The 22,292-nt window shown below is 64.9% G+C and carries 12 protein-coding genes and 3 pseudogenes; 7 read left to right on the plus strand and 8 right to left on the minus strand.

What is annotated here, in order from left to right; genetic code table 11:
- Positions 1-15: 15 nt before the first annotated feature.
- Complete coding sequence (locus ACHAAJ_RS06240) at positions 16-678, minus strand: GIY-YIG nuclease family protein (RefSeq protein ID WP_435727134.1); 663 nt, start codon at positions 676-678, stop codon at positions 16-18.
- A 45-nt stretch (positions 679-723) separates the two neighbouring features.
- Positions 724-864, minus strand: coding sequence for a hypothetical protein (locus ACHAAJ_RS06245; RefSeq protein ID WP_435727135.1), 141 nt, complete (start codon positions 862-864; stop codon positions 724-726).
- 1,020 nt (positions 865-1,884) lie between these two features.
- Between ACHAAJ_RS06245 and ACHAAJ_RS06250 the strand changes: the two genes are divergently transcribed.
- Entirely contained in the window at positions 1,885-2,088 is a 204-nt protein-coding gene (locus ACHAAJ_RS06250) for a helix-turn-helix domain-containing protein (RefSeq protein WP_435727136.1), read from the plus strand.
- Entirely contained in the window at positions 2,088-3,329 is a 1,242-nt protein-coding gene (locus ACHAAJ_RS06255) for a tyrosine-type recombinase/integrase (protein ID WP_435727137.1), read from the plus strand. The genes ACHAAJ_RS06250 and ACHAAJ_RS06255 overlap by 1 nt, the downstream gene beginning before the upstream one ends.
- A gap of 308 nt (positions 3,330-3,637) precedes the next feature.
- On the opposite strand, the gene ACHAAJ_RS06260 is transcribed toward ACHAAJ_RS06255, so the two are convergent.
- Positions 3,638-7,873 carry a protein NO VEIN domain-containing protein gene (locus tag ACHAAJ_RS06260; protein WP_435727138.1) on the minus strand — a complete coding sequence of 1,412 codons (4,236 nt, stop codon included), beginning with the start codon at positions 7,871-7,873 and terminating at the stop codon, positions 3,638-3,640.
- A 548-nt stretch (positions 7,874-8,421) separates the two neighbouring features.
- On the opposite strand from ACHAAJ_RS06260, the pseudogene ACHAAJ_RS06265 reads away from it, so the two are divergent.
- From ACHAAJ_RS06265 to ACHAAJ_RS06275, 3 genes and pseudogenes are all read left to right on the plus strand, one after another.
- Positions 8,422-9,330 (plus strand): annotated as a pseudogene (locus ACHAAJ_RS06265) (IS30 family transposase); the annotation flags it as partial.
- Positions 9,331-9,340: 10 nt separating this feature from the next.
- Positions 9,341-9,625: pseudogene (locus tag ACHAAJ_RS06270) on the plus strand (integrase core domain-containing protein); the annotation flags it as partial.
- A 368-nt stretch (positions 9,626-9,993) separates the two neighbouring features.
- Positions 9,994-10,749 (plus strand): hypothetical protein, encoded by a 756-nt coding sequence (locus tag ACHAAJ_RS06275; protein WP_435727139.1) that lies wholly within the window; start codon positions 9,994-9,996, stop codon positions 10,747-10,749.
- 826 nt (positions 10,750-11,575) lie between these two features.
- On the opposite strand, the gene ACHAAJ_RS06280 is transcribed toward ACHAAJ_RS06275, so the two are convergent.
- Positions 11,576-11,860, minus strand: a complete 285-nt coding sequence (locus ACHAAJ_RS06280) for a hypothetical protein (protein WP_435727140.1) — start codon at positions 11,858-11,860, stop codon at positions 11,576-11,578.
- A gap of 1,030 nt (positions 11,861-12,890) precedes the next feature.
- Between ACHAAJ_RS06280 and ACHAAJ_RS06285 the strand changes: the two genes are divergently transcribed.
- Positions 12,891-15,944: a hypothetical protein gene (locus ACHAAJ_RS06285; RefSeq protein WP_435727141.1), complete on the plus strand. Its 3,054-nt coding sequence runs from the start codon at positions 12,891-12,893 to the stop codon at positions 15,942-15,944.
- A 166-nt stretch (positions 15,945-16,110) separates the two neighbouring features.
- Positions 16,111-17,013 carry a hypothetical protein gene (locus ACHAAJ_RS06290; protein WP_435727142.1) on the plus strand — a complete coding sequence of 301 codons (903 nt, stop codon included), beginning with the start codon at positions 16,111-16,113 and terminating at the stop codon, positions 17,011-17,013.
- A 1,128-nt stretch (positions 17,014-18,141) separates the two neighbouring features.
- Here ACHAAJ_RS06290 and ACHAAJ_RS06295 read toward each other — a convergent pair.
- The 4 genes and pseudogenes from ACHAAJ_RS06295 to ACHAAJ_RS06310 form a co-directional block, all read right to left on the minus strand.
- Positions 18,142-19,296 (minus strand): hypothetical protein, encoded by a 1,155-nt coding sequence (locus tag ACHAAJ_RS06295; protein ID WP_435727143.1) that lies wholly within the window; start codon positions 19,294-19,296, stop codon positions 18,142-18,144.
- A gap of 354 nt (positions 19,297-19,650) precedes the next feature.
- Entirely contained in the window at positions 19,651-19,839 is a 189-nt protein-coding gene (locus ACHAAJ_RS06300; protein WP_435727169.1) for a hypothetical protein, read from the minus strand.
- Between the two features lie 225 nt (positions 19,840-20,064).
- Positions 20,065-20,811 (minus strand): annotated as a pseudogene (locus ACHAAJ_RS06305) (IS30 family transposase); the annotation flags it as partial.
- Positions 20,812-21,212: 401 nt separating this feature from the next.
- Positions 21,213-22,280, minus strand: a complete 1,068-nt coding sequence (locus tag ACHAAJ_RS06310; protein ID WP_435727144.1) for a PD-(D/E)XK motif protein — start codon at positions 22,278-22,280, stop codon at positions 21,213-21,215.
- Positions 22,281-22,292 lie beyond the last annotated feature (12 nt).

The raw sequence follows: 22,292 nt of genomic DNA on the forward strand, positions 1-22,292 counted from the left end.
GGGTTGGAGGCTCGATCAGTTCCTGTTGAGGCCGAATGTCCGGGTCATCAGCGCCGCCTTGTAGTGTGACTCGGCTGCGTTCACCTCCGAGGAGGGCGTGCTGGGCCCGAACACGCGGAGGAGGCTGAACACGAAGTGTCGGGCGTGGTCCGCCTTCGCCCCGGCTGCGGCCCCGGGCGCGCTGTACCGTGCCAGTTCGCGGAGGGCGACGTTGCCGCCGTGGCCGTCACGCGCGTAGGCCGTCCACCGGCCGAGGATCCGTTCGGCACCGTCCGCCTTGCCGACGTATTGCTTCCCGTTGGTGGAGTCCGTGATGAGGTAGATCCCTTGGACCTCCGACAGGGCAACACGCCAGTCGGCGTACCGAGGATCCTCCACCATGTCCCGCAGCTGCTGGTGGGTGAGCAACACGCCGTCGAACCCCGGGAAAGGCACCTTGTCCCGGTCGGCGATCTCCAACACCGGCATGCGCGCGGCGCTCGGAGAGACGGCGCTCCGGTGCCAGCTGCGGGGGTTGTCCCATTCGACCACGAGCCGGTCACTAGGGGGCGCCAGGAAGCCGGTTGGGCGCAGGTCGAAGGACCGGTACTCCTCAGTACGCTCCGCGCCCACCTCGCCGTGGTTCTCGAAGGCGCCCCAGAGTCGGGAACGGCGCTGGCCGTCGGCGACGAGGACCACCCAGTACCGGGGAGGATCCGCGGGGAAGCGGCGAGGCGAGATGTCCTAGGCTCTGGTGTAGGCGAGGACCCGTTCCTCGGTCAGGTCCTCCGGTCCACGCAGAGCATGCGCGTCACCCGGCTTGAAGGCGTGGCGGATGACGTGGACGTCCTCCGGCCTGACCGCCGGGTCATGGTCCGCGCCCATGCCCGCGAGCACATGACCAAGGGTAAGGGTAAGGGTAAGGGTAAGGGACGCACGAGAAACCGGCCCGGCAGGGACCGCCGTCTCCGCAGGCGCGTCGGGAGCAAGGGATTGCAGATCAGACACGGGAACACCATATGCCACCGGCTCAGGCGTTCCCGCGGTGAGTTGACCACGAAGGTCTATTTCGCCGTGGACGCGCGCGGCTTGCCCGGCGCGGTGGTCGCACCCTGAGAGCCCAGTCATGACGTGGCGATGCTGCGAGACAGCACTACACCGAAAGTCTCGCCGGGCTCATGGAGCGAGCTTCCAAGAAGGAACCTTTACAAGGCAGACGAAAACGAATAAGTGGCGAATAAGTGGCAAGAGATCAGTTTCGGCTGTGTAACCGTGTACCCGGCACCCACAAAAAACCTAGTCAGTGGTCACTATGAGGAGCCCCCTACCGGATTCGAACCGGTGACCCCCTGTCACCGGTACAAGATGTTGAGGCCGTCCTGGTACTAGCGGCCCAATGGGCGGTTTTGCCCCCTTACGGCGCCACGTAGGGGCAGGGCGACGCAGTACTGACAGCCCAGGTATCCCGGGAAGTCCCACAATCTCCCTCGTGCTCCCGGGATTATTGGCTCATAAGTGGCTTCTGGCGCCACAATGGTGGACGCCTCGCGTTGGCAGTCAAGCACGTGACCCTAAGATCCGTCCGCAGCTTCAGGCTTCCATTTCTCGATTTCAGCGTCCGCAGCGATGAACCAAATAACTTCAAAGGCGGCGTGACGCCCGTCGTTCGTTCGGCTCCTTCACCGCTTGGACGGCACCCATGTGAGCACGCCCCCGCTGACTTGACCGGGCAAGTCCCATCCGTACAGGACGAAGGAGAACGGTCGTGGGCGTTCCGTATCCCTGGTGCCCTGGAATGGCCTTCAGAGCCGGGACCACTGTCGCCAAAGTGTCACGAAGTCGCCGTGACGATCCACTCCCGCGCAGCGCGAGAACCAGACCCGGAAACCACCGCTCACTAAGATCATGGACAAGACGATCAACAATACGAACCTACTATCGCGGGCAGAGACTGCAAGGTGGCTGCACCAGTCACCCAAGACGCTCACAAATTGGGCTTCTTCCGGGATTGGTCCTCCCTATCGCCGGATCGGACGGGCAGCGCTCTATCTCGAAAGCGACCTCATCAGCTGGATGGAAGCCCAGCAGCTCGTCGAAGAAGTCGCCTGATGTCCCGCGAGCGGAAGCCGGTCGGCGAGATCGGCAAGGTCGTACTCATCGAGTTGGACACGAAGAAGTGGAAGGCTACGGGTCGCTACCGGGGCCGGGACGGCTTGCTGCACCGGGCCAGCGCCGAGGGCACCTCGCGGGACAGGGCGACGGCTGAACTGCGTCGCACTGCGCTGAAACGCGCGGGAAAAAGCGATGGGCTGGGCAAGAAATCCCCAACTGTAAAAGACGCCATGGCCGGCTGGGTGGAGGGACTCAACGTCGTGGAGAAGGACGCCGTCGTCAAGCCCTCGGGCTTCATTACGCCCGCTACATTCCGGCAATACACACACTCGGCGGCCGTCGTTAACGCCTTGCTGGGAAACGTCCTTCTAGCAGATCTCGAGCCACTGGTCATCGAGACATCCCTGGCAAGTCTGGTTGATCGAGACGGGTCCTCTGGGGCTTCAAAGGCAAGAATGGCGCTTGTTGTGTTGCGGCTGACTCTCGCGCAGACCAAACGGCTTCGCCTCCTCCCCGATAATCCTGCGCGAGACGTGCGGCTTCCCCGCCCTCGCAGGAATCCCCCAGAAGCCCCGACTGTGGAGGCTGTGGAGCTGCTACGCGAACTGATCGAACTACGCAAGAATGCGAGGATGCCTGGCCCTGTTCCGAATGCGCGGCTGGGACAGGTTGTGGATCTCATCCTGGGAACAAGCATGCGTATCAGCGAAGTCATGGCACTTCGCTGGGCGGACATCGACTTCGAAGAACGGCGACTCACCTGCAGTGGAGCGATGATCGAAGGGCAAGGACCGATGTACCGGCAGTCCTACGGAAAGAACAGCAAGGCATTCCGGACTATGGCCCTCCCGGATTTTGCTTGGCGCAGCCTTGAGTCGATCCGGTCGGAGTTCGATCCTGCCCCCGCTACCGCACCGGTCTTTCAAACCCGTACCGGTAGCTTCACCGCTCCTTCGGCAATCCGGCGGCCACTGCGCGCACTCTCCGCTTTCGCGAACTCGATCGAGTTCGGCCGTATCGGGCCCGTGAATCCCCATGCCTATCGCAAAGCCGTTGCCACGTTGCTCGCAAAGCACGCTGGACTTCCGGCTGCCCAAGAGCAACTGGGCCACGAGGATGAAGACACGACTCGCGTCCACTATGTGGCACCGGCGGACGAAATCACCGATCGCAGCGAACTCTTGTCGGCGTTCGCGCCTCGTCCTAAATCGACAAGTGGAGGCAGCGGACCGAAGTGAACGAGCGTTTCGTGTCGTGGCGCGCGGCCGAAGGGCCTAAGGCAAGGACTCACGGCGGAATGCCGCATTCGCTATGGCTACTACCGTGCTATTGGCATGGCGTATGCCGCGGTGCCACCCCACCAAACATCACGCGGCGGGCGGAGCAACTGCCTATGGCTTCACCTTCATGCCCCGTTGCGCGAGCCCAAATGGCGAACTACCGTCGGGTGCCCGGGCAAGGCCGCTGCAAGTGGCGGAGTTCGCGAAGCTCCGTGCGCCCCCGACCTCGCAAGATGGACGGGCAACGCATGCCTAGGGGGTGCCTGCTAATTTTCGCTCCTATCGAAAACTGCAGACTCCCCAGCAAAAGCAAGCTCCATGTGGGCTTTGGCCAGTAGCAGGCGCCCTTTCCCGTCCTTCACCAATCGGAGCGGGTCGGAGAGTCTGGTGACTTGCGGACTTGCCGTGTCCACACTGGTCACACGGTAAATGTAGTAGCGTTCGCGATGGAAGCTCGCCTCAACGAGCTCTGAGTGCGAGATATAGAACGGAGCACCTGGAGCGGATCCTTTCGTGGATTTCACCTCGATGTAGATTACCTGGCCGTCTGCATCGATGCTTTTCAGGTCGAAAGGCGACAGTTCGTCGGTTTCTGACACCCAAATCGCGAGGTCGGGGTTCTTGCCGAGCCCACGCAGCCGCGCGCGTTCGGCCATATATGCAATCTTCTCGCCGCGCTTCCCGACGCGACGGTTGTCCTCAACATCTCCAATGGAAGGTGCAGTCGAGATCACGGCGCCCCCTCGGCTATCAAAGTGTCGCGTCGCGCCTACGGTCGTTTCGAAAGGCTCAGGTTCACCCTCTGTAATACGCAGCGATTCATAGTCAACGTCCGGGACGCTCACAGTGACCTCATGGCCTCCGCCTTCTGACGCTGGCGTCGCGCGAGCACTGGGCGCGGCATCGCTTAGGGATGGCATGCCTTGGGCCGCACCCAATCCCGCACCACTTGAACGACTCGCGCGTTCGCCACTGAGCGCAGGGGCTAGGTCATCGAGCACGTTACCAATGTCTTCTTCGAGCTTAATCTCGAGTCCGAGCTGATGCCGCGCATCGTCGATGTCCGCCGCCGGGATATGTCGATCAGCCATCATTCGGTCGCGGTCCTCAATGGACGTAGTCAGGAGCATCGTAATGGCATCAGAGAGGGCAGGCACACCCAGATATTGGGCCAGTTGGCGCCCCAGGGGGAACCAGTGTGGCTGGCCCTCCTCGAGTTCAAGATAGGCCGTTCCGACGCTGCCCCGCCTTGTGCCTTCCTGCCCCTTGCGCACAGCGATATAGCAAACAGCATCACCACGCTCGACCTCGATGCCGTCGTAGGCGTACTGCAGAGCAAGCCGATCGCAGACGATAAGTTCAAGATGGTTGAGTGCGCGTCGTGCCGAACTCTCAGCCCTGGCATTCTCGGAACGTACCAACGCCAGAATGTAAGGCTTGATGTCGCGAATTTTCCTTCGCACCTGGTCAAGCGCAGAGCCTTGTGTGTGTTCCCCATATGGCACCGCTATCGTCTCCACGACGTCATCCAATTTCGATAGTGACAGGTACCGAGTTAGCCGACTGAGCCCCGCCTCGGCTGCCAAAACGGGACGCTGGCGCTCCCAAGTGTCGCGAAGGAGGGGGTCCTCCGCATACGGCGGTTGTGCAATGAAACGCTTCGCGCCCTGGAAACTCGCCAAGAGACGGACACTGTCCGGCTTTGGGTGCAACTCGGTGTCATCGGCCAGCACGTCATTGAGCGTGCGCTGTATGTAACGAGCAGACAGTTCTGTTTCACGACTTATTTCACCCGATCCGCCCGCTTCCTCCCCGACGCTACTGAGTAGAATGAGTAAATCTCTGACCTTGGGACGTGCGGCATCTGTCAGCCGCAGGGCCCCAGCCATTGCAGCGCCACCACGAGTCTGGAACATCGCCGCACTTATTCGCGGGATTCGCTCCTTGATGTGTCGTGGCGTTTCTTGGGATTCGATCCAAGCCTCCTCTGGACAGACCACGTCGGCCACACCGGCCCGGGCGACCGGCACCCATGCGCGACTGCCGAGAACGTAGGCTAAGAGTGACTCGCAGCGCCTATCCCGCTCCCCCACATGACTGCCATGAATACAGTGGAAGATAGCCGTCATCTCCGGTTCGAAGACGTTGCCCCAGCTCAGGCCCAATTGCTTCCAGAGAGCAATCAGTCTCACTGGATCTTTAGACTCGACGAGCTCAAGTAGCCGGTCTAGCACGATCGAGCGTTTTAACTGTTGAGACGCAGGGTGTCCCTGGGGACATCTGGCTGCCTCCGCGACCGCAGGGTGGCTCAGCCACTCTTTGAAAACTGGTCCACGATGGGGATGCCGGATGCCGTCGACCATGAACGAGGCCCTCTCGGCCGCCTGCGCCACATCCAGTCTTGGGTGATCCGCGACTCCTAGCATTCGGTAGAAGCTCCGATCCGTTTCCCTCTCGTCCGATTCAAGCGGTGCGGCAATATCGAGGAAGTCGGTCTGGCGGAACGGCCCGTAGATGGTCTCTAAGTCCTCGGACCCGGTCCATGAGGCATCGAAATAAAGCTCTCCGCCGGCACGCAAGCCCCGCGCCGATCCATCTGATGAACGGGCCGGAAGCAGCACCCGGGAAAGGCCCTGCGCTAGGTCCTCGCTGCCCGAGAGGCGGACAGCATGATAGGCGCGCAAGCCGACCATGGCTCGGGCACGCTCTGTCGGATCCGCGTCCGGATCGGCCAGGATGCCGATGAGGAATTCCCGTATTAGTTCGCGCCATTCGAACGACTTCACCCCCAGTTCACGAAGAAGGCTCTCGGCGCCATCCACGTCCGGCATCTCTGCGATTGGCACAGGGATGTCATGCGGAATTGCGGAGTCTCCACGCACCCGGGGAAGAAATACGGGGCCATCGGCCGGCGCGAGAAGGTCGCCGTTCGTGCTCAGGACGCTCGGCAACTTCCTGAGGGCCGCGACCAACGACAGTCCGAGCGAGTTCCGCCAGTCCACCAGGAATTCGTAATAGGCGTCGAGAGTCGTCCTCGTAGGTTGCCGAAGATGGGCGAGGAACTCGGAGAGGCGCATTTCCTCCACACCAAGCCCCAAGAGGAAAACGCGCACCGGCTCAAGTGCCTCAACGTCGGGACGAAGCGTGCGGCTCCGATGCAAGTCCGCCACAGCGTGGGCCGCCGCGAGACTCGGAAGCTTTCTCGGCAACAACTGCATGTCGCCGGGCATCTGCAAAGCGGCTCCCTCGATAGATGGAAGAAACGGTGTGCGCGATAGTGCCCGACACCATCGTTCTCGAAGCCGTGTCGCTGATCCCGAAGTCGGTTCAGACAGCGTCGGTACCAGCGCCTGAATGGCCTGCTTGCTAGCACCGGTTCGACCGATGAGGTCCGCCGCGACTGTCTCGGCTAGGAAGGCGGCCACTTCCTCGAGCAAGTACCCGTTGTATGCCACTGCCTCAGGGGTGCTGGCGAGCTGTCTTCGGTCCATACTGAGGGCCCATTCGGCATGAATCGCGAGGTGGGTTCCGGGCCGCTCATCGGTGGGGAAATAGACATGCAATGGGAAGGACTCCTCCAGGCTGGGGTACCCGGAAGCGTCCAAAGGGACCGCGACAGCGAGGCTGACGCCCCCAATCTCAGCCCATGCGGCTCCCAGAGGCGCCAAAATGCTCGCGTCCGGGGCAACTTCGCCTCGGTAGATCAGCCACTCCTCATCACGATCTTCGATCTCTAGCAACACGTGCTCCACCGGGCCATCACTGTCGCGGCTGACTTCGACCGCAAAATCAGCGTGCGTACCCCTGAGCTCGAGGTGGTCCACACCGTGCAGGAAAAGCAATAGCCGTGGCAGGAGGTTTGCCACGAGGTGATCAGCTACGGTCTCCCTCGCGATGCCGTCCCGAAAAGGGAGGCGAATGACAGTTGTCCATTCGGCAGCGAGCAACTCTGCTACGACGTCGACATCGGCGCCCAAGTCGCGGTCTTCAATAGGGAATGGAAAGGCGTAGACAGGGAACTTCTGTTGTTCCGGAATATTTCCGAGCTCGGCGAACACTGTCTGGCGCACCCGCTCTCCGTCGAACTGAAACGATGCCTGCCGACTGACGACCTGAGGCCGGTCACTAATCTCTCCAACCGACTTGAATCCCAGCCCCTTATGTCCCACTGAGGTGCCAGGATCCTTCGATGACCGGCCCAGCGAGCAGATAGCCTCGACTTGCTCCTCCCCGAACCCGAACCCGTTATCGGCAACAATCAGGGCGGTCTCGGTGAGGAGGAATGTAGCTCGCCCACGCTTGCCAGTATTCAGTGCTGCGTCATTGGCGTTCTGGAGGAGTTCGAAGGGATAGCGCCCGGAGTACTGCTGCCGCACGAGTTCCTGCGCCCCACCTCTTTCATCAAGACTCTTGAAAACTGTCTCGACCAGATCATGCTCGACTTGAACGCGTATTGACGATATTTCACGCTCGCGCAGCTTGGCCGCAACATCCATACCCATGCCCCCACCTATCCCGACGGTCTCATCGCTAAGAATGCTCCATCCGATGGGTTTTGCTCGCATCAGACACGGTCGCTGTCGTGGTACGTCTAGATCCGGTGGCGACTTTTAGGGACCGCTAGGGAAGAAGCGCCCGTGAGAACAACATTGCGCGGCGCCGAATTGCGCTGGATGACGAGGTTTCCGGCCGCTTGTCACGGAAGAGGCACTAGCGAGTTCCTGGTCAATGAGGCTCGCGATCTTCCAGGGATTCGCGAGGTTGTTCACAATGCATCGGCGCCGACCAAATCGTTTATGAGGACGAACCCTCCTCAGTCAGTGTCAAGAGCCGCCAGCCGCGAAGCCATGCGTTCCTCAGCGAAAACAGCCCGAGCAACGTTGATTGTCTCAACGTCATAGTGCGGCACCAGCAGGCCCAAGCTGGCAATAGCCGCGACGAAGGCCTGCTCTTCAGGCATCGACTCGAGACACATCGCATGGACAAGGCGTGCGCCTTCCAGGCGCTCATCTGCAGCACACTCGGAATGACGTGTACTTAGCGCTGGGGGCGCCTCAACGGCGCCATCCACACCGCTGACGGACGGATCGCGGGGCCGAAGGGACCGGCACGGGATGGGAAAAACAAGCCCCACCGCGGGGACCGGGCGTGGGTGACGGGGTGGAGCCCGGAGCAGATCGCCAGGCGACTGCCGTTGGACTTTCCCGAAGATGGGTCGATGCGGATCTCGCACGAGGCCATCTACCAGGCGCTCTACATCGAAGCCCGGGGCGGACTGGAGCGAAGGATGTCCCGGTGCCTGCGACGCGGCAGGACCAAACGCGTTCCCCGAGCGCGGACGCGCCAGCGCACATGGGCCCACGTCACCGAACAGACAGTGATCTCGAAGAGGCCGGCAGAGGTCGAGGACCGCAAAACGGCAGGGCACTGGGAAGGGGATCTCATCATCGGGCTCCAGCGGTCAGCGATGGCCACGCTGGTCGAACGCACGACCCGGTACGCGATGCTCGTCCACTTGCCCCGCCAGGAAGGTTACGGAACGGTCGCACGCACCAAGAACGGACCGGCCCTGGCCGACTATGGAGCGTTGAGCACGAAGGACGCCCTCACGAAGGCCCTGACGTCGCTGCCTCCGGAGCTACGCCGGTCGTTGACGTGGGACCGCGGCAAGGAACTTTCAGCGCACGCTCTCTTCACCGAGGAGACCGAGGTCCCCGTCTACTTCGCCGATGCAAAGAGCCCTTGGCAGCGCGGCAGCAATGAGCACCTCAACGGGCTGCTGCGGCAGTACTTTCCGAAAGGCACCGACCTCTCCCGATGGAGCGCCGGCGAGATCGCAGCCGTGGCCCATGCCATGAACGACCGACCGCGTTGCATCCTCGCGTGGCGGACCCCGGCAGAGGCCTTCGAAGATCAGCTACGCTCGGCCCAACAACAGACTGTTGCGACGACCGGTTGAATACGGCCAGTACACCTCGGCGTCCTTCCGCGCTCTGTTGGGCTCCCTGGGGATGCGACCGTCGATGGGACGGACCGGCGTGTGCTGGGATAACGCGGCCGCGGAGAGCTTCTTCGCGGCGCTGAAGAACGAGCGGGTCTACCGCACCGTCTACGCGACAAAGGCCCAGGCCCGACGCGACCTCATCCGCTACATCGAAGGCTTCTACAACAGCCGCCGACGCCATTCGGCACTCGATTACCGGCGACCCAACGACGTCCACTACAGTTACCAAACGCTGGCGATGGCAGCGTAGAAAACCAACAATTCCGCTGTCCGAAATCTCCTAAGCAGCCCAGTGCCGCACCCGTGGAGGCGGGGTCCGCCGTAGACGGTGCCGACGCTCCAGCGTCCGGGCAGCGCGTTTCCCAAGCGCATCACGGGGCGGCCTGCGGTGTCACGGTGTCTCCTGTCGCGTGACTTGCCCTGTAGGAGTCCGGTGGCGGGGGCCCGGTTCCTGGTTATGGGCCCGGCCGGGGCCGGCCGCTACGCTGTGTGGGGACGTCCACGGTGGACGGCGGAAAGCGGGTCCCCATGGGGATGGCCGAGGATTTCAGCAGGGTGCATGGGCGGGTCGTCCGGCTGATTGCCGGGGGCAGGGCGCTTGCTGGCGCGCGCGCAGACGTGGAAACGATGCGGGAGATGCTGCTGGACGGGGCGGACGCGACACCGGGACAGCGGGACGACGTGGTCCGGTGGCTCAAGGAGCTGTTCGGGACGAAGGCGACCGCGAAGGCCGTGAAGGCCATAGTGCGCGGCACCGTGTGGGAGCCGGCCCTAGCCCCGGACGATCCGGCGTTGGAGGTGTTCCGGGACGCGCACCGCAGGACGAAGCTGCTCGCGGACGGCGGGCAGCCGCTCCGGTGGCTTCCGGAGCCGACCCGGCTGGGGTTGATCCGTGGTAACGAGACGATCCTGCGCAAGGTTTTCCGCCCCGCTAGGGACGTCCGGGCGGAGGACATCGCCGACCTGAGGGCTTGGACCCGGAGACTCGTCGCGGCCGCCCCGGAGGCGCACCCCCGGGAGCCCGCCGCGAGTGTCCCGGCAGAGAAGCGGAGCGTCGGGGCCGCGGCCCTTGGCCGGGTCAGCCGGCTGACCGCCGCGCAGGCGCTGGCAAGGCTGGACGCCCGGCGGATGGAGCTCGCGGCGTCGTACCGCAACGCCCCCGAGCGGGAGTCGCATCTGTTGGACGCCCGCCGGGATCGGCTTGCAGCGGAGATCCTGGAGGCGAAGGCCGGGCATCTGGCGTCCACGTACGCGCAGGACCGCGAGTTCACCGAGCTGGCGAAAAGAACCCGCAAGCTGCGTTGGCATCCGCCGGTGGTCCGGGACGCCAAGATCATCTCGGGTGGGCTCCCCGAGCTCGGGAAGCGCCGCTGAGCGCCGGCCGGGGCGGCCCGATTCGTGGTTATCTCCAGCGGCCGATTCCGGTGGCATACAGGTCCGCGTCCAGGTGCGTCAACGGCGGATTGGAGGTGAGGTAGCCGGTGTGGTGGGTGATGGCGTTCTAGCAGACAGTCGCCCAGTCGGTGATCTGCCAGCAAAATAGCTCCCGAAACTCCTTGGCGGGGAACCTCCCCCACTGTAGCGGCGCCTCAGAGCGGCTGCGCTTCCTGCCCGAGGGCTTTCCGGTGCCGTCGCCCCTTGCGGTCCCGGTCATGGCTGCGCCGGAGTTCGCCGAGACCCGGTGGGTGTATCCGCCGACCCTCTCCAGGACCACGCCGTTGGCGACGTCGGCCAGGGCGATTACGGCGAGGACCTGCTTGGTGCCGTGTAGAACGATCGGGTGACCGAGCGATCGGCCCCGATGGCGTGCGATTCGATGACGCCAGGCGTGCGGCCGTTCTGGTCAGCTGTCCCGGCTGAGTCGACTTTTGCGTACCGGGTCGCGGCCGATCTTCATTGTCTATGGTGCTCGTTAGATAGGGGCTCGCGAATGTCCATGCCTCCATCGGCTCGCCGCGTGACGGTGGCTCGATCGTCTTTACGGTTGAGCCACCGGAACAGAACGACGATGAGCCAAAAACCGCCCGTCAGGATCGTCAGTAGGGTATGCAGCACCATGCGCATTTGGCGCTGTCTGGTGAGAATCACCTGCGTTTCGGTGCGACTTGCGACACCCATTCTCGCGCAACCTAGTCCGCGACGATCTGGTCCAATGAACCCCCTGGAAATATTTCCGCCGGGAAACGCTGGCAGGCATCCGCTAGAAGTTGTCAGCCCATGGCGCCAGCGTCAAGTAGTCCCGCTGGTGAAACTCTTGCACCGCGGTCCCCCGCTCGTCCTCGCAGTCTGGCTCCCAGTCGTCAGGGTGGGTGTTGGGCGGAAACTCGTTGGGCAGGAGTTGTTGACGCGGCTGGATGAGGCGGGACTTTTGGTTCTTAGGCGAGGCCGTTGCCAGCTCCTGTGCTCTCGACTGGTACCGCGCCGTTAGCTGCCGGTCCGCCTCAAGTAGGGTCTGCAACGACTTCTCCGCGTCGTACTTGTTCACCACTGCCCCCTTTGGGGACGTTGCCCCGCCCTTCAAAGACGGGGCGCGCCCGCTTCCCAGCGCAACCGGGGAAGGGCTGCGCACCGGCATTCTCACGTGCCGACCCGGTAACTGTAATCGAACAGGTATTCGATTGGCTAATGACGGTCGTCGATTCCGGGGCGGAAGGCCCCGGCGCCGAAGCGAAGTCGACTCGCCTGAGGAGCCCCGTGCGGAAGCAGCATTGAGGGGGCCGTGGCACGAGGAGCCGGCGGCTCACCACCCGGTCGCCGCGGGCTAGGGGAGGGCGAGCGTCCGTTGGAGACTGGCGTCACCGCCTGCGAGGCGAACCCCTCGGCAACGGCGGGTGGAAGTTCAGGGCCGTTCACCAACGCCATAGGCTGCGGCCTCCTGTTCCGTCGACGCGTTCGGCATGTTCCGCTGGCGCGTTCCGCGTGTTCCGAACTGTTCCGCACCTCCGGAACATGTTCGACAGCCCTGCATCCCGGTGACGACGCGGTTTTTGTCTCTTCAATTCCTGATGTTCCAGATGTTCCACAAAAAAGATATATAGGGGCAATAGACGGGTCTGCACATTGGTATACACCCTCTGCGGTTACCCCATCACATCCCCGCCGCAATGTGTGGAACACGCGGAACGCGACCCACGGAGGCTCCTGCATCCCAGTGTTGTTGCGGATTTGGGACGTTCCGGGGGTGCGGAACAAGACGGAACGGTTTTCCGCGCAACCCGCTTTTGTTCCATTCGGGACCCCTTGGGAGTGTCTTGGCACGGCCGGTGCGGCACACGCCACTTGAGCGTTGTGCTGTAGCCGAACGCCCGAAGGCGCCCGGAACGAATGCCGACACCCCAGAATCCGTGTGAATACAGAGATGCGGGCGTCCGGAGCCACTGAAATGCGTATCGCGGACGGCAATGCACAAGCCCAAAAGGGCGGAAGTGACACCCGTGGGAACGCGGAGGCCATAGGTATTAACGCCAACGCATTCCGGCCCCCTCTCAAGGGCCACACGACTCAGGAGAAAAACCTTGAACAACAGCACCACCCCCGCAGCGGCCCCGGCCGCGCCGGCCGTCCCGCAGCTGGTCATCCCAAACTTCCAACCGAGCGCCCCGACCGCCATGCCTTGGGTGGCGACGGACTACACCTACACGCTGGGGGCTACCTCGCACGGCGCCACGAAGCTCGCCGAGTCGGCCGTCGCCCCGCTGGTCGCCGCGGCCCGCGGGTACCGCACCGCCACCCCCTCCACCGCCGCGGACGCCGCCAAGACCGTCCTGGGCATCGAGGACATGCGCACCGGCGCCGGCAAGAAGCTGAAGGAGGCGGCCGCCACCGGCGACGCGCTGATCATGCCCTGGTACTCCTGCACCCAAGTGTTCGAGGCCGCAACCAACGGCCGTCCCCCGGAGCGCACCACCTACCAGATCCGCCCCGCCAACCCGGAGCCGGACACCAAGAACAAGCTCCGCAAGTACCTAAACGAGGCCAGGGTCGAAACGGTCATCGGCTCCCACCCGGCCACCCCGGCCTGCTACCTCGACGCGCAGCTCATCGTCGTCGCCGAGGGGCTCCTGAAGGCCGAAGCCGCCCTGACCGCGTACCTGATCGCCAACGGCGCGACCCGGGCCGAACTCGCCAACGAGCACGGCGGCAACATGTACGCCGCGCAGGCCGCCCTCACCGCGGCCATGGAGCGCATCCCCGCGGAGGACCGCGTGCTCGTCGTGGAGATCATCGGCTGCCAGAACTGGCGGGGCAAGAAAGACTGGGCCACCCTGGCCCTGAAGAACCGGGCCGTGTGGATCGCGATGGACGCGGACGTGCAGAACAACCCGTACGTGTGGGACGCCGCATACGACATCCTGAGCCACGTGTCGAACAAGGGCGCGGAACCCTCCGTGCTCCTGCTGCCGGGCGCCGAGGGCAAGACCGGGGTCGACGACTTCATCGCCGCCGGCGGCCGCTGGTCCGACCTCGAAAACCTGGCTGTGGCGACGCTCCCGGAGCGCCCCGGCATCAAGGGGCGCCCGGCCCGCATCGCTTCCGGCGTCTCCGACATCGTCGGCGGGGTCACCTACGGGGTCGAAAAGGGCGAAGACGAGAACGGCCAGCCGGTCGCCACCCTCGTCCCGTGGGCTGAGGCGGCCGTGCAGGTCACCGCTCTCAAGGTCGTCACCTCCCCGTACCCCTCGACGATGCCTTCGCAGAGGATGTCCGGAACGGTCACCTGGCTCTCCGAGGACGCGCAGGGCCACGAGACCACCAACGTCGCCTACTTCGTGGACCGGCCGTACGCGCTGCTCACGAGCGGCCTGGCGAACGTTCCGGAGACGCTGTCGGTCCTGACGGACGGTGAGGCGTCCGCGGTGGTGCACGAAGCCTACTTCGCCGGCAAGACCCTGACCGCGTGGCGCAAGACGAGCGTGCACGCCGAGCGCGAGACCACTGTGCAGACGACCGGCATGTACGAGCACAACGGCAGGCTCGTGTTCCTGACCACCAACGGTGCGATTACCGCCGGCGGGTTCGATCCGTCGCTGCGCGGGATCGCCGAGGGCCACCCGGACACCACGACTCCGTTCGTGGACGGTGACCAGGAGCCCAAGCGGGTCACCGAAGCGTTCGAGGGGTACTCGCAGGTCCGCGGCATCTTCAGCCCGGACTTCCAGTTCGTGTGGGCGACGACGCTCTCGGCGATCGCCGCGACGGCTCTGGGCCTGCAGCCGCAGGGCGGGTTCCTGATCTTCGGCAAGCGCGGTTCCGGAAAGACGCAGGCGGCCCGCTGCCTTTCCATGCCGTACGGCGTCTCCTGGGGACGCCGGTCCCCGGTGAAGCTGAACGGAACGATCGCGGCCCTGACCCGGCAGCTGCTCAACGGCAACAACCTCATGCTCGGGTTCGACGACGCCCGCGACAACGACGACGACAAGCTCAACCGCGAGCTGCGCACGTTCATCATGAACGCCATCCGCATCGGCTACGAGTCCGACGCGGTCCCCACCACGTCCGTCCGGGACGCGTCCGGGAACTGGATCACCAAGCCCATGCTGCCCTTCAGCGTCCGGTTCCCGCTCATCACCGGCGAGGACCTGCCCGACCTGGGCCTCACCCCCTCGACCGTGCAGCGCTTCCTGTCCGCGACGCCGACCGAGCACAACCAGCTGCTGGCCGGCCGCGGCGAAGTCAAGGCGATGATCGACGAGCTTGAACGCGCCCGGGCCGCGGAGGACCTGCTGGGAGCCCTCCTGGTCGCTTGGCTGCGCAAGGCGGTGGGGACGGAGAACCCGCGCGAGGTCATCCTGGCCGAGCTGAACGAGACGGTCGCCAAGGAGAACACCGTCATGGGGGCCCACGCCGAGAAGCCGGGCGAACGGGACCTGGAGCTCCTGGCCCCGCTGATGGCCGGGCTCGGTGCCGTGTACGACATGGTCGCGGATGCCTATCGGGCGCAGGGCCGCGACGAAGAGGCCGCGGACATGGCGGAGCTGCTGAAGGAGGACCGCGAGGAGCTCGTTCAGGCGTGGCGCCGGCACCGCAACAACTACGGTGACAAGGCCGAGGCGACGCACGGCAAGTACCTCGCGACGCTCAACGACCTGCTGGCCACCAACCGCGTGTGCTGGGGCCCTCCGACGAAGCCGGAAGTCGGGTTCGCGCCCCTGTGCATCGGCCGGGTCATGGACAACGGAAACCTGCGCCTGGTGAAGTCCGCGGCCGTCGAGGCGCTGCAGGGCACCCGCAACTTCGAGAAACTCACCCTGGAGAAGCTGGAGCTGGCGATGAAGGAGGTCAGCAAGCAGCAGAAGTTCCGACCCTTCAAAGGCGCCGGGACGGTCGCGGGCTGGGAGATCACCCCGGAGGAGTGGATCAAGGCGACGGTCGGCATCATGACGGACACAGAGCTGGATCGGCTTGACGACGAGGAATGCAGCGTGGCCGGTTCTGCCGCGGCGAACATGTCCGCCGTCAGCTACGCGCTGGTCCCGAGCCGGCAGCTGCCGGCGGGCGTCAGCCGCCTGAACAACGATGGTTCGGACCACAGCCGCGCCAAGGCCCGCCTGGCCGCGCGGGCGGCCTAGGCAATGCCCCGTGGGCGGGCCGCCGAAGCGGCCCGCCCACCCGGGGCACCAGCCCCACAAAAGAATCCTCTCCGAATCCCGTCAGGGTTCGGGTTCCCAGACCCGCGTGCCAAAAAGCCATTGGACAAGCAGAAACCACGTAGACACCCCTAGAAAGCAGAAGCCGATGAACAACAACTTGAACACCCGAAAAAACACCGCCGCCACGCTCATCGCCCGCCATGCCCGCACGACAACCCCAACCCGCTGGACGGCCCTGTTCCGGACCGTGGAGGCCTCCGCGGGCAAGGACCCAGCCCTTCGCACCGTCGCCATGCGCGCCTTGGTGACTGCGTGGTCGAAGGCGATCAAGGCCGCCTCAGCGGAGCTCGCCGCGGCCGGCGCGGTCGAGCCGGACCCCTCGATCCTCGCGACCCTGCCGGGATCCACGGTCCAAACCGTTCTGGCCACGTGGGTCGCCGGTCCTGGCGTCCCACCGTACGGGAACCTTTCCAACACCAATGGGCCAACCAGCGCCGAACTGGAGGACCCGGACCTCTCCATGCACGGCGATACCGGGGACGCGCTGCGCGCCACTTTGGAGTCGCGCCTGGCGATGGAGCCAAGGCCGGTGTTCCGGATCGAAGACTCCGACCTGTCCAACCAGGCGCTGCTTCAGGAGCTGGTGAACCGCATCATCCGCCGCAACGCCGAGACGTTCACTCCGGAGGAGGCGGCCGCGGTCGTATGGCGCGAGAAGATGGAGCTGCAAATGGACCAGCAGATAGAGCAACAGGTGGAGCAGCAGCGGATGAAGCAGCAGGTCGACGACATACCGCCGTTGACGCCCGAGCAGATGGACCAGTGGGCGGTCGTCCTGGGCGCGTGGACGCGCGTGATGGCCGCAGCTGCCCCGGAGCTGCACCAGCTCGGATGGCGCGGTTCGGTCCCGGACCGCCCGTTCGACCGTACGCTTCCGTTCCAGGGGATCGCGACGACGGCGTCGGGCGTCGTCCTGGACGCGCCTGCGACGGAGTTGCACCTCCAATACCTCGCGCAAACCGTCGCTTCGGACTGGCCGGCAGTCTAGCCATGACGTAGTGCACATCGCACAGGCGGCTGACAGCGGTGCGGCAACTCGGGTGTCGCACCGCCCGGCGTGCCTGCTCGGGACGGCGCGCCCGGCGGACCCTCACGAACATCCCCGTCCATCGGCTCCATGGTCGTCAGTGCCTGTGTACCCACGGCATGGCAGCGGATGTGTCCCCACCGTCGAATCGGACGAGCGCTCGGCCCGAAAGACAGTCGTTCGCGCACACGTCCCTCCCCCAGAAAGCGACACCACCCGGCGATTTAGGTGCCGCCGGGCGCCAGCGGGCCTATGGAGAACGGCGCGAGGTCGACGCCAGGACGGGGAGTGGGATCGTCCTGGATCACCAGTTCCGTGCCATCCTGCCGGTTCCGCGCTTAGTAGTGGTTTACGGGTGTTTGTGGCGGAGGAAACGATGGGTCGGGGCTCGGGTTGCCTGCGGCGCATTGGCCTGCGGCTCAGGGCTCCGGTGGTGTGGCTCGGGGCTCCGGTGGTGTGTAGCTCGCCGGTGCTGGACCCCGGTGCGGTGTGCGCTGCGCGGTGCATCGCGGAGGAGACCCTAGGGTTGCGGCGGCATAGGATGGCCCGTGCGGCCGGCAGGATGGCGGCGCAGCACAGTCGGTTGCCGACGACAGGACTGGCTGGGAGCCAGAAGGGGCGGGTGCCTCCGGCAGGCAGGGACAGCACTATGGGAACGATCCGTCGGGGAAGGATCTGGTGGCCCGTGCCGCTGTGGATCGGAGGGACGGTGCGGATCGGCCGGATGCGGACCGCGCGGCGCGGGCCCTCTGTGCGGACCGGACCATGGGTGTGGGCGAGACGGGTGCGGAGAGCGCGGGGAAAATGGATGCCCCCGTGGGCGTGGCGGATGTCGGCGGCGCGGGACATGGACGGCGCCGGCCTGACCGGTTTCGCTGACGGTCAGAGGGGTCGGATCGCCGGGGGCGTTCGTCGCGGTGGGGGCAGGAGCGGTGGCTGCGCAGTTTGGTGGATCCTGCCTCGCGCCCCCGGTTGCGGTTCGCCCCCGGTCCCCGGGGGCTCCCTTGCCCCGCCCCTCCTTATGCCCCCCCCGCCTAGCCACCGTGGTTGGGCCTGCCGGCCGGGGCTCGTCGCTAGCGCGCCGGCGGCTTACGCCGGCCGCAGCCAGTGCGGGACGTGCAACAACCCGTGCGCGGTCCGGACCAGCGCGAGCGGGTCGAAGCTGTCCGCCGGGTCGAACGATATGTTGGCCAGCGGCACGCTCAGCCACCGCTCCGCCGGCACGCTGCCGCGGCCAACCTGGAAGGACGCTTCCAGGTTCAGGAACGCGTCACTCAGGTTGTTGCCGGCGGGGAACCACTTCGCCCAGTCGGCGACGCCGATGCGCCCGGCCGGAGAGAACCTCGTGCGTTCGGGGTGGACGCGGAGGGCCTTCCGGATGGCCTGGCGGATCTCGGTGGACCCGCCGCGCTTCCGGATGTCGCCCGGGTGTGGGACCCCGACGAACAACACGACCAGGCCGGTCGTGGCGAGCGGTTCGCGCTCCATGAAGCGCACCCAGCGGGCGACCTTGGCATCGAACCGGGCGGAACGGGACGCGGTCACCTCGATCGCGATGCGCAGGCCGTCGTGCCGGATGATGAGGGCATCGGCGCGGTGCGTGTACGCCCCGGTCGGCTGTGCCGCGAGCATGTTGGCCTGGCCGCACTTCTCCCCCAGGACCGCCGAGACCGGGAGGTACTCGGCGGCACGGATGGCCAGCTCGACGGCCAGCACGTTGTGCCGGTCGAACGAAGTGCCGGTGGACCATGGGAGGCCCCCCGTCACCGCGCGGGCCTCGCCGTCGGTGAGCTCCTTGGCCAGACCCGCGAGTGCGCGGCCCCCGAAGGGCTTTCGCCGGTACAGCCACACGGGCCTCGTGGAGCCTCGTCGCAGCTGCCGGTTGGCATAGGTTCCCATTTCCAGTAGGTCGAGCGTCTCCAGTGCACGCGGCACCATCGTGCGCCGGTCCAGCAACGCAGTGTCTCCCGTGAGGACCGCGGCCTGCTCGGCAGTCACGGTCCCCCAGGCGTCCAGGCAGGCGAGCAGTCTCAGCGCGGTCGCCCGGCGGCGGACATCGGAGAAGAGCCGGAGCGCGTCGTCGCGGGTCAGGCCGGTCCCACCCCGGGGGTTGCCCGCCGGCGACCACACCGCTTGGGATCCGGAGACCCAGCTCTCGGACCAGTACGGGTCGTTCCGTTCGACGGTCGACAACGCCCGGGGGTTGGCGCGCGAATGGACCACGAACGCGGGGAAACCGGTCATCGCCGGCCTCGGCAGCCGGCGATCAAGTGGCGGGCGAAAATGCGCGACAGGCTGGCGTGGTCGGGCTCATCCTGGCCGAACACAAGACTGCACGGTCCTTGGCTCAGGTCGTCGGAGACGGTGTGACGGTTCACACCGGCACTGGCGGTGTGGCGAAAAACTATGGGCTTTACATGCACAGGAATTCCCTCTCGGTCGTCTACACCGTGAGAGCGGCCGGGTTTGTGTTCGGTGCGCAGCCGGTCTGGGGAGCGCGATCCCAGGGTGGAGAGCCCCCGGGGGCACTGCGTCACGGGGTGGGCACCAATACGAGCCCCGGGATTCGGCGAACCAAGCGACGGCCGGCAGAGCGTATTACAAGCCGCGCTGGCGGGACCCCGCCCGGACCTCGTCGAGCTTGGCCCGCAGCCACGCGCTGCGCATGGCTGCATTCCGCTTCTCCCGCCGGCGCCCCCGCACGAGCTCGCGCACGAAATAAAAGAACACGCCGAGCATGATGACGCTCCACAGCATCTGGGCCGCGAGGCCGATATACGCTTCCATGAGTCCGCCCCCCTTCGTTGATGCCAGCCTAGCGACCGGCTCCGACGCGTTGGGGAGGAAGCACGCCAGACACCGGATGAGCCAACCCGGAGTAGGCACCATGGGCAACTGAGAAGCGGTTCGATTCCATGTCGGACACCGCAAAGCGGTTGCCGTCTCCCACCTGCATGGGCGTGCCCCTACGTACGTTCGCAAGTCGATGGTCTGCCACCCCCATTCCCACCCCTCCCTGAGCGTGGCGATCGCCGAGCGGCTGCCCTTGCCAATGATTAAATCCCCCTCCCAATGCCCCGGTACCAATCTCCCCATCACTTCCGCAGGCCTGTCCCTAATCATGACCATGTCCGGGAAGCGCCTGACCCGGTGGTCCTTCCTGCGGCGTGGCCTACGACCGGTCCGTCCGCTGCGCAGCGAAACAGCCGGATCCACGGCAAGCTCCAGGCTTCCGCGCCCGTACAGGGCCTGATAAACGGTCTCAGGCACAATATGCATGTCCGGTTGTCCCGGGAAGTCGGCGCGTAGACGGTTGCTGATCTGGCGGGGGCTCCAGCGTTGTGTCAGGTGTTCGCGCACAAACTCCCTCAGCTCCGGGTTTCCGGCGATCTTCCCCGTTCGCGGACGACTCCGCCTGCGCTCGGCATAGCGCTGAGCCGTCCGGGGACGGTAGTTGCCAGAGGATTCATGAATGTTCCGGCGTATCTCCCTGCTCACCGTCGATGGACTACGCCCCAGCTCCATGGCAATGGCACGGATGCTGCGACGTGCGTGCAAGAGGTCCGCGATCGTGATCCGTTCGGACTCTGAGAGAAACCGGGCGGAAATCACGGCCGGCTTACGACGGGAGATGGGAGCGTACTTCTTGATGTTTCCGGACTTCAGAACGACCGTGTGGCCGTGCCGCCATCGCGTGCCGGAACTACGACTGATTCCTACGATCCGGCACGCTTCGGAATTGCCCATTCCCTGTTTCATCAGCTGATCATAGTGAGCGCGCGCAGCGTTCTTCGGAGGGGCACCCCGTGACTTTCTCGGTCTTTTCATGTCGTCCAATTGCAACTCCTAAAGTTCAGGTGTTGCAACTACCGCTAGACGCCAAGCCATCGAAACGGCACACTTTTCGACCGTCACTGACACCACCCTTCGTGATTGACCCCCGCGTGTGCCGGCGCTTTGCCGGTGAACGGGCCTCGTCTCGTTTTGGAGATGTCTGCGAGACTGTCACGCGGGCCCACTCGTGTCCCAATGACGCTGCCCCAGCTCCTCGACAGGAACGCAAAGTGATCGCCGTTTCAGCGCGCCAAGGTGCACGTAAGAAGGTCGTCTGAAGCGCCTCGGGTCTGATGGATTAAGCGCTCCGCCGCGGCCTTGCCACACTAGATATGCAGTTCACCGCCAAGAATCGCCACAGCCACCCGGTGGATTCCGGACACCGGGTTGTCGGCACTGATCGTCGCCGGCAGGTTGATCCTGAAGGTCACGGACTGGGCATCCACGTGATGGTGGCTGACGACGTCGTCGCGTCTGAGCACCTCCACCGCAGGATCCCCCATCTCGTAGCATCGGACGAAGGCCGGCGTAAATGAGGTGGTGAAGGGGGCGTCATTCGACATCGTCGTGTGGTGGTAACCGAAGCCTGATTCGGACCCGTAGCTGGCGACGTGTGCCAAGAAGTCCGCCACGGCGCCGCCGTTTCCCGTGGCCTCCATGCGCTCCACGATCCGCTGGGTGAGTTGCGGCACGGTGAAGGAATTGGCACTGGGTTCGGACATTTGGAGTCCGACACTTGCAAGTAACAGCCTGTTCTCGCCGGGTACGTCGTCGGTGGCTTGGAGCGGCTCAATCTGGTGCACACCTTGGACGGTGTGGCTAGAGGTGTGCCCGGTCGTCGTCTTGATCTCAACGCCGGTCCCGTCCCAAGAGAAGTCGCGTGAGGAGCGTCGCCAACCGTCCCATGCCTGGACGAGTTGGCCGACGTACTGTTCATCCGCGTGGCGGAATACGGCATCGAGGAGCAGAAGTTCTCCTGCAAGACCGAGCAGCGCGCTTTGGGAGAGTTCGAGCCGCTTGATGGCAAGTTCAATAATCGGTTCCGTCATTGCGAAGGCCCGCGGTAGGTCTCTATCTGCTCCTACGCGTAGCAACTCAGTGCTGATAAGGGCACCGACTTGGTCGTAGTGACCGAAGGCGGGAAAAAGGATGCGGTTGGCTTCTAGAGGTGCCTCGTTCTCGCGGTGCCACGAGTGGTACTGCACTGCGTCGCGCACCGTCTCAGTTCTGGCTTGAAGCGCAGGGCCGGTCAAGAACAACTCCACGTGCCCCAGGTGGTCGCGAGCGGCACCGACGATCTGGGCCGTAGTGAGCCACTGGATTGTGCGATCGCGGCCTTCGACACCGTTCGGGATGGCGGTGATCTGCGTGAGGACTTCCTCGTAAGTGGTCATGGGACGGTCTCT

Origin of the sequence: Arthrobacter arnarulunnguaqae (assembly GCF_051262515.1) — a bacterium.
GTDB lineage: Bacteria > Actinomycetota > Actinomycetes > Actinomycetales > Micrococcaceae > Arthrobacter_N.